Below are 12,676 nucleotides of genomic sequence, written 5' to 3'. Positions count from 1 at the left end.
GGTCTCCTAGGTCAGCCCTTGATGCCGGTCTGCGCGACGCCCTGGACCAGCCAGCGCTGCAGGAACAGGAACACGAACACCAGGGGCAGGATGGAAATGGCGGTGGCCATGAAGATCAGATGGAAGTTCACGGTCTGGTTGGTCATGTACGAGGAGAGCGCGACCTGCACCGTCCACGCCTCCTGGTCCTGGCCGATGACCAGGGGCCACAGGAAGGCGTTCCAGCCGCTGATGAACGTGATGGTCGCGATGGCGGCGAAGAAGTTCAGCGAGTTGGGCACGACGATGCGCCAGTACGCGCCCCAGTAGCCGAGACCGTCCACGCGTGCCGCCTCCTCCAGCTCCTTGGGGAACCCCAGGAAGTACTGCCGGAACAGGAAGCAGGTGAAACCGCTGAACAGCCCCGGAATGACCAGTCCGCGCAGTGTTGACACCCATCCGAGTGACGAGACGAGCACGAAGCTGGGGACGAAGGTGACAGCGGTCGGGACCATCAGGGTCACCAGAACGGCGTAGAAGATCTTGTTGGCGTGCTTGTACGGGATGCGGGCGAGGCCGTATCCGGCGAGCGAGCACACCAGGAGGGTGCCGATGGTGTGCAGGACGCCGACAACCGTGGAGTTCCACAGGGACTGGGCGAAGGGGACCGTCGGGTCGTCGAACAGCTCGGTGAAGTTGCCCCACTGGATGTCGGTGGGGAAGAACTTCCAGTTCTCGCCGGTGATCTCCGCGTCCGTGGACAGGGCATTGCGGACGATCAGATAGAAGGGGACCAGGAAGAGGAAGGCTGCGATACCGGTTGCGATGTACAGGCCCGTGGAGCCGAGGACACCGCCGCGCTTGATCTTGCGCGGCTTCCCGACGTCGGGCGTAGTGGTGGTCACTTGGACTCCTCACCCCTTCCGAAGCCCATGATCCTGCCCTGGAGCAGGGTCACCATGCAGATGAGCAGGGTCAGGATCATCGCGCCCGCGCTGCCGGCGCCGTAGTCCTGGTTCTCGCCGAGGGCCGTGTAGTACAGCTCGACCAGCGGCGGACGGCCCCAGGTGGTCTTGGCGAGCAGGTTGAAGAACTCGTCGAAGGCCTGGTAGGCGGCGACGAGCAGCAGCAGGATCACGGCCGTCGAGGTCGCTCGCAGCTGCGGCAGGGTGACGTACCAGAAGGTCTGCCAGCCGGGCTTGGCGCCGTCGATGGCGGCGGCCTCGTACAGCTCGTTCGGGATGTTCTGCAGGGCCGCCAGGAACAGGATCATGTAGAAGCCGGCCTGGAGCCAGAGGCGTACGGTGACGATGACCAGCCAGTACCAGGGCGGGTCGGGGTTGGCCAGCCAGGCGATGTTGTCGATGCCGAACCAGCTGAGGACGGTGTTCATCAGGCCGAAGCGGACGCCGCTGAAGATGGACATCTTCCAGATCAGCGAGGCGGCGACGAAGCTGACCGCCGTCGGCAGGAAGAACACCGACCGGAAGAACGCCTTCATGAACCGGATGCGGTGCACCAGCAGCGCCAGGCCGAGCGAGAGCGCCCAGGTGATGGGTACGACGATCGCGGCGAAGACGGTGAAGGTGACAAGGGAGTCGACGAACTTGTCGTTCGTCAGCATGTACTTGTAGTTGTCGAAGCCGATGAACTCGCTGGGCGTGACCGTGAAGCGGGCCTCGAAGAAGGAGAGGTAGGCGCTCCAGCCGATCGGGATGTAGACGAAGATCACGAGCCCGATGAGGAACGGGCCGGTGAAGAGCCAGAAGTTGAGGGTGCGGCCGCGGATGCCGCGCCGCCGCGGGACCGAGGGGGTCTGCGCGGCGGCGGGGCTCTTGGCGACCCCGGGCGTGGTGGTGGTCGACATGTCGTGGTCCGTCCGCCGGCCTATCCGAACAGCTTCTTCAGTTCGCGGTTGACCGTCTTGTCGGCCTTGTCGAGCGCGGCCTCCGGGTTACCGCCCTTGCGGACCGAGTCGGCGATGACGCCCTCCAGGGCGACGATCATGGCCTGGGTCCAGGCCGGGTTGTCGAAGTGGCCGAACTCGTTGAAGAGCTTCACGCCCTCGGCGGCCAGACCCGACTTGAGCTTGTCGGCGGACTCGGCGAGCGAGGTGCGCGGCGGGATGTGGAAGCCGTACGACAGGGCCCAGTCCTCCTGGTACTCCTTCTGGTCGATCCACAGCCACTTGACGTACTCCTTCGCCTCGTCGAGGTGCTTCGACTTGGCGTTGACGAACATCGACCAGCCGCCGTTCACCACCGCGGGCTTGGCGCCGTCCGCCGAGGACGGGAACGGGATGATGCCGACGTCGTCACCGAGCGCCTGCTGGATCACCGGCATCGCCCACATGCCGCACCACTGCATGGCGACCAGGCCCTGGGTGAGCGCCGACGGGTCCCACCAGTCGGCGGGAGCGTCGAGCAGCATGTGGCCGCTCTTGAACATCGTGCGGAGCTTGGTCAGGCCCTCGGCGACCGCGTCCGTGTGGTACGCGATCTGGTTCTTGTCGTCGAGGGTGTCGGCGCCGGCCGACCAGATCAGCGGGTTCATCACCGGGGCGATGGTGTTGCCGACGAAGACGCCCTTGACCTTGTCGGTGGTGAGCTTCGCCGCCGCCTCGACCAGCTCGTCCAGCGTCGCCGGGGGCTCGATCCCCGCGTCTTCCAGCATCGACTTGCGGTAGTAGAAGAACTGCGGGTCGTCGATCATACGGACGCCCCATATCTTCCCGTCGATGGTGTGCGAGGCGATGTCGGCCTGGTTGAAGTCGTCCTTGACCGGGTTGATGATGTCGCTCAGATCCGCCACCTGCCCGCTCTTGATGAGCTGGATCTGCGGGTGGAACTCGAAGACGTCGGGCGCGTTGTCGGTGAGCAGGGCGGAGAACAGCTTGCTCTCGAAGTTGGAGCCGGTGATCCACTGCGTGGTGACGTTCGCCTTGTCGTAGGCCGCCGCGTACTTCTTGATGGCCTGCTCGGTGCCGGCCTCGCCGTACGCGTGGAAGTACTGCACCAGGTTCGTGCCCGAACCCGACCCGCCCCCACGCCCGTTGTTGCTCCCGCAGGCCGCCAGCCCGCCGGCGGCGGCCAGGCCCATGGCGGCCCGGAGTACGGATCGGCGGTCCCAGTTGGTGTTGCTGAATGCCGACATGCTGACGTCCTTGTCTCGAGTACGGCTGCGGCTCGGTTGGCTCAGCGCCAGATGGCTCAAATGGACTTGCGGTGCGGGACGTTAACCTTCGGCTAAGGCTTCAGCAAGGGGTTGGTCGAAGTCTGTTCGAAGCGTTGCGCAAGGTTCGGGATGCCGAACGTGACCAGTCGGCGGGCCGCCGCACCGGGCGGCCCGCCGACCCTCACGAGGGACGAAACGAGGGACGAAACGAGGGACGAATCGAGGGATGAACTACTGCCGGAACCAGGCCTGGTTGGTGCCGCCCGTGCAGCTGTAGAGGATCACCCGGCTGCCGTCGGCGGTCGACTGCCCGCTGACGTCCAGGCACTTCCCGGACGCCTCGCTCACGATCTGCCCGTTGCCGTTCAGCAGCCAGCGCTGCGTGGCGTCACCGGTGAACTCGGCGGCGGTCGTGAGGCCCGAGGCCCCGGCCGTCAGATACCCGACCGCGCCCTTCAGGCCGCCCTTCGCGTCGTACGACCACGACTGCTCGGCGCCGCCCGTGCACGTACCGATGGCGGCCCCGGAGGCGTCCGCCGCCAGGCACTTGCCGGACTGCTGGCCCTGCCAGGCGCCGGTGACGGCCGAACTGCCGCGGCCCTTCTGGTCGAAGACGTACGTCGTGATGGAACGGGCGGGAAGCGTTGCCGAAACGGTCGATCCGCTCACCGCCGGTTTCGCGACGTTCGCCCAGTTCTCGTCCGCCGAGGTGCGCACGGCCTTGCTCGCCCGCAGCGGCGTCCTGCTGTTGAAGTTCAGGTCGAGGGCGGTTTCCGCGGCGTTGTGGTTGTTGACCACGACGACCCACTTGCCCTTGCTGTCGTATGCGCTCACCTCTACGCCGCTCGGCGCGCCGGTGACGTTGTGCGCGATGGCACCCGGCTTCACGAACTTGCTGTACTGGCCGAGCGCGTAGTAGCGCTTGGTGAAGTACAGGGTCTGGTTGCCGTTGGTGGCGTAGTTCGGGTCGTAGTAGATCAGGCCGTCGTTCCAGCCCTGGTCGTTCTTCGCGTACGGGTCGGTGCCGATCATCTCCGACAGGGCGACCCACCAGTGGAACGCCGAGTCGTGGGCGACGGCGAAGTCCTTGTGGATGATCCGGGAGAGGTTGAGGCCGCCGTCGATGGTCGGGTCGTACTCCTGCGCCCAACCGGTGCCGCCCTTGCCGAAGCAGCAGATCTCCGTCGACCAGGACGTCTTGCCGACCGACTTCGACGTCTCGTAGACCCTCGCCCGGTTGGCGTCGGACGGGTTGTCGTACGTGTGGTGGGCCAGCTTGTCGACGTACTGCGCCGTGCCCGGCTGCGAGATCCACTGCGGGACCTCGTCGTTGAACTTCACCGTGCTGGTCGACTCGTCGGCGATGATGCCGGTCTTCTGGTGCCGGGCCTGCTGCTCGGCGCCGAGCGCCCGCACGATGTCGTCGCGCTGGGGGACGTCGACGAGCATGCCCTCCTGGCCGCAGCTGTCGAAGCTGTTCGTCGGCTCGTTGAAGGGGCTGATGTAGTCGAACTTCGCGCCCTGCGCGGCGAAGTGGTCGGTGACGTCGGCGATGTAGTCCGCGAAGTCCTGCTCGTTCTCCGCCTTCAGATAGCCGCCGCAGCTCTTGCCGTTGGTCTTCCACTCGGCGGGCGCGCTGTTGACGAAGGCGATCAGGTCCTCGACGCCGTAAGCGGCGGCGTACTTGAGGAACGTACGGCCGCCCTTGTCCTTGCTCCAGTCGTACGTTCCGTCGTCGTTACGGAAGTCCTCGGGGGCACGCGACGGCGTGGTGACCGCCGTACCGCCGCCGCCGATGTTGTAGCGGTAGCTGCTCAGGTCCAGGCCCTGGGAGGAGAACAGCAGCTTCGCCACCCGGGCCTGGACCTTGGGGTCGAAGTTCTTGAGATCGTTGACCCACCAGGCGCCCGAGGCGCCGATGTTGTCGATCGTCTGGGCGGCGTGGGGGGAGACTTCGGCGGCGGGTGTGGAGTCTGCGGCGGTCGCGGGTGGTGCGGGTATCAGGGCTCCGGAGACAGCCAGTGCGGCCGCGGCTGTCGTGAGGATCGATCTGCTGGTGCGCAACGTGCATCCCTTCCGTCGTCATGAAGGTGGTGCGGTACGGCTCCTTGCGGGGGCGGTGCGTCGTGCGGTCCTCTGTCCGACTGACTGCAGGGCCCCTTCGAGCGCGAACGTCGCCGCGCCGAGGGAGACCGGGTCGGTGGGGATCGGGGAGAGGACGATCTCGGTGGCGGCCAGCGGCCGGCGCAGCGCGTGCCGGGCGACGGCCTCGCGCACTTCGGCGAGCAGCGGTTCGCCGAGGGTGGCCGCGACCCAGCTGCTGAGCACGACCACTTCGGGATTGAACAGGTTGACCAGGTCGGCGATGCCGGCGGCCAGATAACGGGCGGTGTCCCGGACGACCTTCACGGCGACCGGGTCGTTCGCGGTGACCGCGTGGGCGAGGGCGTCGATGGTGGCGGTCTGGTCCTCGGGGTGCAGGAGGGTGCTGCCGGGGCTCAACTCCCGCAGGTGCTGCATGATGCCGGGTGCGCCGACGTAGGTCTCCACGCAGCCGTGGTTGCCGCAGTGGCACAGACGGCCGTCCAGCACGAGGGTGGTGTGGCCCCATTCGCCGGCGCTGTTGCTGACGCCCCGGTGCAGTCCGCCGCCCAGCACGAGCCCGGCGCCGACCCCGGTCCCGAGGTTGACCACGACGGCGTCGCCGCGGCCCCGCGCGGCCCCGAACCACAGCTCGGCCACCGCGCAGGCGCGCAGCGGGTTGTCCAGGTAGAGGGGGTAGGCGATGTGCTCGGCGAGCAGATCGAGCAGGGGCACGTCGTGCCAGTCCCAGTTGGGTGCGTACTCGGAGATGCCGGTGTCGCGGTCCACCTGCCCCGGCACGCTCACCCCGACGCCGAGCACCCGGGCGCCCTCGATCCCGGCCTGCGCGACCACGGAGCCGACGGCGGCGGCGACATGGCTGACCACCTGCTCCGGGCGGCTCTCGCCGGGCCGCATGTCCTCGTCGGCGCGGGCCAGCACGTTCAGCGCGAGGTCGAACAGCTCGACATGGACGTACGTCTCCGCGATGTCGACGCCGATCAGCGCGCCGCCCGACGCGTTGACGGCCACGAGCCCGCGCGGCCGACCCCCCGCCGAGTCCTCGAACCCGACCTCGGTGATCATCCCGAGGTCGAGCAGTTCCCCGACGAGCGTGGCGACCGTGGCGAGGCTCAGGCCGGTCGCGGCGGCGAGCTCCTGCCGGGAGGTGGGGGACGTGGCGATGATCTGGCGCAGCACCTCGTAGCGGTTCGCGGTGCGGATGTCGCGTGACGTGCGCTTCACCGGAGTCTTCACCGGAGCTGCCCCCATCCCTTCCAGACCAGGCCGGGACGACGTCGGCACCGGCGCGGCGCAAGGCTATGGGCTGCGTCGGCTTTCGACAAGGGGTTAGGAAAGGGGGTGTAGAAAGTCGGGGAGTCAGTCGCGCAGGATGGCCTGGACGAAGGCGTTGGTGAACTTCCCGGCCGGATCGAGGTCCTTCACCAGCGCACGGAAGTCCCCCAGTCGCGGATACCGTTCCCGCACCACCGCGCCCGGCACCGCGAACACCTTCCCCCAGTGCGGCCGAGCCTCGAAGGCCTCCAGCGTCTTCTCCACCCGCCGCACCACCGGCAGCACGGCCGCCGTGTCCTCGACCCAGGTGAAGTGCACGGCCACGGAGTCACGTCCGTACGCCGGGCTCAGCCACTGGTCGTCAGCGGCGACCGCCCGCACCTCGCAGGTCTGCACCACCGGCGCCATGACCGTACGGATCGCATCGAGCGCGTGCAGCGCGTCGACGGCGTACGCGCGCGGCATCAGGTATTCCGACTGCAACTCGGCGCCGCTGCTCGGCGTGAACTCCGCCTTGAAGTGCGGCAGTCGCTCGTGCCACGGCCCGGGCACGCCGAACTGCTCGGTGCAGTTGACGGCTGGCATCCCCGGCACCGGGTGCAGCGCCTCGGTCGCGGGCGCCGCCCAGGAGAAGCCGGGCAGCGGCTGGTCCGTGCGCCGCTTGACCCACACCTGCCGGAACCCCGGCTCCCGCCAGTCGGTGAACAGGCTCACGCTGTACGCCACCGCCATCACCGTCTCGAAGTCCAGCCCGGCCAGCGGCAGTTCGGTGAACACGTGCTGCTCGACCTCGAACACCGGCTCCAGATCCAGGGTGAGCGCGGTGACGACCCCGAGCGCGCCGAGCGAGGTGACCGCACCGCCGAACCGCTCCTCACCCCGGCCGATCGTCACCGTCGTACCGTCGCCGGTGACCAGCTCCACCTCCCGTACGGCAGCCGCCAGCGGTGCGTTGCCGACCCCCGAGCCATGGGTGCCGGTGGCCACCGAGCCGGCCACCGAGATGTGCGGCAGGGACGCCATGTTGGGCAGGGCGAGACCGTGGTCGTGCACCCGGCGGGCCAGTTCGGCGTACCGGACGCCACCGGAGACCCGTACCGTACGGGCCGTCGTGTCGACGTCGACCTCGGGCGGGAGGGCGGCCAGGGACACCAGCGCGCCCTCGGCGCCGGGGTCGGCGATCTCGTTGAACGAGTGCCCGCTGCCCAGCACCCGCACCCGCGCACTGTCCGCGACGAGCGAGCGCAGCGCGGCGAGCGTGCGCGGGCGGTGCAGTTCCTTGGCGGTGTACGTGATGTTGCCGGCCCAGTTGGTCACGGTCGCGGTCTCGGTCATGCGGTCGGCCCTTCCCGGGGAATCTAGATCGCGTAAGTCTATCGGTGGCAGATACCGCTTTCTGAAACAGAGCCAGTTCGAGGATCGGGGTGACGCTGCCCGTTGCCGGTGCCGCACGATTTCCCTCGCATTTCCTCGTACAGAGTCTTGCCGGTCCCTGGAATACGCCCCTAGCTTCCGTAGAGAACGGTTTCTACGTGTGCTGCCCCAGCGACCGACTGCGAGGTTCCCGCATGCCCGTCACCAGAAGATCCGTCCTGGCCACGGCCGCCGCCGGCACCGGCACCCTCGCGCTGACCGGCTGGTCCCCGACGACGGCCGCCGCAACGCCGGAGGCGTCCCTCGCGGAGTCCGGGCAGTCCGACACGGCGGGCTCCAGACGCCTCGACGTCATCGACTTCGGTGACCCCGGCTCCGAGGCCGTGCACGGCTTCCAGGGGCCGGACACCGCGGTCGTCGACGGCAACGCGGGCGACCGGGCTCGGGTGGCCAAGCCGCTCGCCACGCCCGACATCAAGGGTGGCGACCTCCGCTTCACGCTCAAGGTCGACCCGATCCACCAGAACTACCTCACGGTGAAGTTCTGGGGCGGCGACACCTCGGCGCACAAGACGATCGCGTACATCAACGGCGAGCAGATCGGCTACCGCCGCTCCGGCGACTACGAGGCCCTGAACACCGGCACCAGCCGCCCGCTGCCCGGGCGCTTCTTCTACGCCACGACCATGCTGCCGCTGGAGCACACCCGCGGCCGGACCCGGGCCGAGATCACGCTGCGGACGTACGACACCTCCTTCAGCAGAAACGTCACCGCGGACTCCCGCGGCTACTACCGGGCGTACACACACACGGGTGCGTACCTCGACCTCACCGGCGACCCCCAGGCCGACTTCACCCCGCCCACGGACACCGTCGCCGACCTCGACGACACGGCCAAGCAGGCCCTCGTCGACGGGTATGTGGCCGACCAGGTGAAACTGTTCAACTCCCTGTCCGCGAAGGTCGACGCCTCGCCCTCCGGCAACATGTCCATCGTCCGGTACGTGGAGGAGCTGTTCTTCTACGCCGGCGCCGTGGCCCGCGCCTCCTGGTGCCCGGCGAAGACTCCCGAGGAGAAGAAGGCCGCGCTGCTGCGCGTCTTCAAGTGTGTCGACAACCACACCAAGGACTACTACGGCAACACCGAACTGCTGGCCTGGGGCGGCCACCAGGGCGACTGGGGCGGCTACTACGGCGCCCTCGGCCAGGCGCTGTACCTGGTCGAGAACGTCATCGCCGACAACGATGTCTACGGCCGTGAGGCCTTCGAGGCGTTCCTCGACGAGCCGTTCACCACCGGCACGGAAGAGGGCGAGACGTCACTCAAGGACGTCGACTGGGACGGCGGCCCGCTGACCCGGCGCGGCGCCTGGGAGCGCGTCCTCAAGGCCAACTTCGACTACGCCCGCTCCCGCCTGTCGTACATCTACAACCAGGTTCTGTACACCTACGAGGGCGCCTGGGAGGCCCACGAGGGCCTGCGGGTGATCGGGTCGCGCTTCTACGAGGGCAAGGCGCGCAGCCACCGCATCGCGGGGGAGGCCCTGGGCTGGGAGCCGTTCCTCGGCGAGGAGGTCCTGGTCGGCCCCGAGGGGCAGGAACTGGACCTGTTCCATTCGCTCTTCTACCACGACCGGCAGGCCCGCTGGACGGACGACTACGTCAAGTACGTCATCAAGGGCCTGGCCAAGTCCAAGCTGGACAAGGACGACAACGTCGTACGCCGCCTGCCGCTCGGCAAGCACTACACGACCATGACCGAGGCCGGGCACACCCGCGAGAACGGCTACGTCGCCAACTACGGCGAGGCCACCAACTACCTGCCCGAATGGTTCCACCGCACCTGGGGCCACCAGGGCGACGAGGAACTCAACGACCGCATCCTGCAGACGGCACTGCGCAACCTGCACGCCCGCTCCCATGCCCGTATGACCGACCTCGACGACAATCTCAAGCGGTTCATGCGCATGGAGATGGTGATCGACGAGCGCAACACCAACTACCCCGGATTCCCCGGCTACGTTCTGCGCATCTCCGAGGGCAAGATCCTCCACTACGTCTCCCTCGCCCGGCACATCGCCGAACACCCCGACCGGTACGCCGGGGACAAGTGGAAGACCACGCGCGCACACGCCCGCGAGGCCGTCGGCCTCGCCCAGCAGCAGCTCGCCGACCACCAGTACTTCAGCAACTTCTCCTCCGTGAAGGGAAAGTACAAGTACGACCTCGAACTCGCCGAGACCTGGGTGTACTTGAAGGCACACGAGCCCACGGGAATCGTCCACCCGCACACCGACTTCGCCTACTACACGCCCGCGGAACTCTCGGCGCTGGGCGTCCGCGAGAGCGACTACGAGCGTTTCGCCTGGGTCGACCTCGACTGCATGTTCGTCTCCCTGCGCGACGGCGACCTGCATCTGTGGGGCCACCTCAACGAGCGCCAGCGCGGCTTCGCCCGCAACGGCCGCCTGCACGTCCGGCACGCCGACCGCGACCACATCGTGCAACTCCAGACCAACGGGCGCTTCCAGTACGAGGACTACTGGGCCCGCATGGACAACGTCGACGTCGACTTCATGGAGGACCAGCAGACCCGCGACGGCTCCGCACCCCAGGCCCTCGCCGGCGAGATCGCGCCGATCACCTACCAGCCGGGCGTCGGCACGGTCCACCGCGAGAACTTCGAGGCCGACCACGCGTACTCCGGCTACCCGGACCTGCTGACCGCCCGCTACGGCCGGTACCTCTTCGTCTTCAACACCACGCGGGCGGCGTACGGCAACGAGCGGACGTACGAGGTGGAGGTGGAGTCGGCCGGACCGGCCGTCCTCGACCTGGTGAGCGGCAAGGAGCTGCCGGTGCGGGACGGCAGGGTGAGCGTGCCCCCGAAGACGGCCCTGGTCCTGAAGCTCGCCTCACCGGCGATCGCCGAACTCCCACCCGCACACGTCGACTTCGTCCACACCCTGCCCGGCGACGGCTCGGTCACGGTCACCTGGCAGACCGCGGCGGGCGCCACGCACTACGAGGTGCGGCGGGCGACCCGGCGCCAGGGGCCGTACGAGCTGATCGCCGCCCGGGTGGCGGGCCGGCACTTCGTCGACGAGTCGGCGCGCAGCGGAAGGACGTATTTCTACACGGTCACGGCCGTCAACCCCCAAGGAAACGGCTGGACCTCGCACACCATCCGCACGGAAGCGGAGCCCTCGGCCTCCTCCGGCCTGAGGAACTCCGGCTGGCGCGACGACGCCCTGTTCAAGGCCCGCCCGGGCAGCGCGGCCGTCCGCGGCTCGACGATCCGGGTGCTCGGCGCACACGGAGACGGGCTCGGCGAGGGCGACGACTACCAGGCGCTCTCGCGGGACATCGACGACCAGTTGCACTACGTCAGCCGCCCGGTGCCCGGCAGCTTCACGCTCACCGCACGCGTGACCGGCGCACGCGGGCCGCTCAGGGGCCTGATGCTGCGCGACCGGCTCGCGGCGAACACCCGGCACATGTACTTCGGCGCCGACGCCGACGGCACCCTCGTCTTCCACAACCGCACCCGCGACAGCCGCCACGACTGGCAGGACGACGTGCGGTCACCGATTACCAGGAGGCTCGACGGCCGGACCCTGGCGGCCACCCCCTACCTCCGGCTGGTGCGCGACGTCAGCACGCACCACGTCCACGGCCAGGTCTCGGCCGACGGCGACACCTGGGTGACGGTCGCAAGCCTCTTCACCCCCTTCCCCTACGCGGTCCACGCGGGCCTCGCGGCCACCGGCGACGCCATGTTCGCCAAGGTGGCCGTGGACCGGCGCAAGGAGAACGCGGTGCTGGTATCCGTCGAACGGGACGCCGACACGGTCACCGTCCGCTGGAACAAGCCCGAGGACGCGCTGACGTTCACGGTCGCGCGGTCGGCGGACGGTGAGACGTGGGAGACCGTGGAGTCGGACACGCGTTCCTTCGCGTACGAGGACACGGGGCTGCGGCACGGCGAGCGGTACTACCGGGTTTCGGCGGCCCTGGTCGACGGCGGCACCCGCACCTCGGCTCCGGTCGTCGCGGTCGCCGAGACGCTGGCCGACGTGCTCGCCAGGGCCCGCAGGACGGACCCCGCGGAGTGGACGAAGAAGAGCTACGCCGCCTTCACGGCCGAGCTCGACCGCATCGAGGGGGACACCGGCACGGACGAGGACGCCGGCATCGACGCGGTCTACGCGGCGTACGAGCTCCTCGTCTCCCGGGAGACCCGGCTCCGCCGGACGCCGGTCACCGCCCCGATGGTCGCCGCCTCCACCATCGAGTGGCCGGGCCGCGGGACCACTGCCTCCAACGGCTGGAAGGCCTTCGACGGCGACCCGACGACGTACACCGACACGCTCGCCGCGGAGAGCTGGATCGACATCGACGCGGGCGGCGCCGGACCGCTGGTCGTCGACAAGGTGCGCATCCTGCCCCGCGCCGGGTACGCGACCCGGGCGACGGGGACGGTGCTGCGCGGCTCCGCGGACGGCGGCACGACCTGGACCGACCTGCACACGATCGGCGCGACGAGCGAGGGCACGTGGTACGAGGCCACGCTGGGCGCGACCGCCTCGTATCCGCTCCTGCGTCTGTACGACGGGCACAACGGGCGGTGCAATCTGGCCGAGGTGGAGTTCTGGTACTACGCGGGCGAGGAGGACTGAGCCCACCGGCGGAGCCACGGGGCGGCTCGTCACCGGACCCGCCTGCACGCATCCCTGGGCAGGGGGCATACCGTGAGGAGTCGAACGCCGCA

The 12,676-nt window shown here is 68.7% G+C and carries 7 protein-coding genes; 1 reads left to right on the top strand and 6 read right to left on the bottom strand.

What is annotated here, in order from left to right:
* Nucleotides 1-11: 11 nt before the first annotated feature.
* The 6 genes from ACKTSN_RS10230 to ACKTSN_RS10205 all read right to left on the bottom strand — a co-directional run bounded on the left by ACKTSN_RS10230 (nt 12) and on the right by ACKTSN_RS10205 (nt 7,866).
* Nucleotides 12-884, bottom strand: a complete 873-nt coding sequence (locus ACKTSN_RS10230; RefSeq protein ID WP_409468803.1) for a carbohydrate ABC transporter permease — start codon at nt 882-884, stop codon at nt 12-14.
* Entirely contained in the window at nt 881-1,846 is a 966-nt protein-coding gene (locus ACKTSN_RS10225; protein WP_409468802.1) for a carbohydrate ABC transporter permease, read from the bottom strand. The genes ACKTSN_RS10230 and ACKTSN_RS10225 overlap by 4 nt, the downstream gene beginning before the upstream one ends.
* A 20-nt stretch (nt 1,847-1,866) precedes the next feature.
* Nucleotides 1,867-3,132 carry an ABC transporter substrate-binding protein gene (locus ACKTSN_RS10220; protein ID WP_409468801.1) on the bottom strand — a complete coding sequence of 422 codons (1,266 nt, stop codon included), beginning with the start codon at nt 3,130-3,132 and terminating at the stop codon, nt 1,867-1,869.
* A 252-nt stretch (nt 3,133-3,384) separates the two neighbouring features.
* On the bottom strand, nt 3,385-5,217 hold the full coding sequence (locus ACKTSN_RS10215; RefSeq protein ID WP_409468800.1) for a glycoside hydrolase: 1,833 nt from the start codon (nt 5,215-5,217) through the stop codon (nt 3,385-3,387).
* 18 nt (nt 5,218-5,235) lie between these two features.
* Nucleotides 5,236-6,480 (bottom strand): ROK family transcriptional regulator, encoded by a 1,245-nt coding sequence (locus ACKTSN_RS10210; RefSeq protein ID WP_409468799.1) that lies wholly within the window; start codon nt 6,478-6,480, stop codon nt 5,236-5,238.
* Between the two features lie 135 nt (nt 6,481-6,615).
* Nucleotides 6,616-7,866 (bottom strand): D-arabinono-1,4-lactone oxidase, encoded by a 1,251-nt coding sequence (locus tag ACKTSN_RS10205; RefSeq protein ID WP_409468798.1) that lies wholly within the window; start codon nt 7,864-7,866, stop codon nt 6,616-6,618.
* 233 nt (nt 7,867-8,099) lie between these two features.
* Here ACKTSN_RS10205 and ACKTSN_RS10200 point away from each other — a divergent pair, with 233 nt between their 5' ends.
* Nucleotides 8,100-12,584 carry a Tat pathway signal protein gene (locus tag ACKTSN_RS10200; RefSeq protein ID WP_409468797.1) on the top strand — a complete coding sequence of 1,495 codons (4,485 nt, stop codon included), beginning with the start codon at nt 8,100-8,102 and terminating at the stop codon, nt 12,582-12,584.
* Nucleotides 12,585-12,676: the final 92 nt, after the last annotated feature.

Origin of the sequence: Streptomyces flavusporus, from assembly GCF_046267975.1 — a bacterium.
Classification (GTDB): domain Bacteria; phylum Actinomycetota; class Actinomycetes; order Streptomycetales; family Streptomycetaceae; genus Streptomyces; species Streptomyces flavusporus.
This window is presented reverse-complemented; position numbering and strand designations above follow the sequence as displayed.

What these genes read in the sequence shown, in the direction of transcription:
- ACKTSN_RS10225 (WP_409468802.1), bottom strand. Translation starts at nt 1,846, where the DNA reads ATGTCGACCACCACCACGCCCGGGGTCGCCAAGAGCCCCGCCGCCGCG.
- ACKTSN_RS10220 (WP_409468801.1), bottom strand. Translation starts at nt 3,132, where the DNA reads ATGTCGGCATTCAGCAACACCAACTGGGACCGCCGATCCGTACTCCGG.
- ACKTSN_RS10205 (WP_409468798.1), bottom strand. Translation starts at nt 7,866, where the DNA reads ATGACCGAGACCGCGACCGTGACCAACTGGGCCGGCAACATCACGTAC.
- ACKTSN_RS10200 (WP_409468797.1), top strand. Translation starts at nt 8,100, where the DNA reads ATGCCCGTCACCAGAAGATCCGTCCTGGCCACGGCCGCCGCCGGCACC.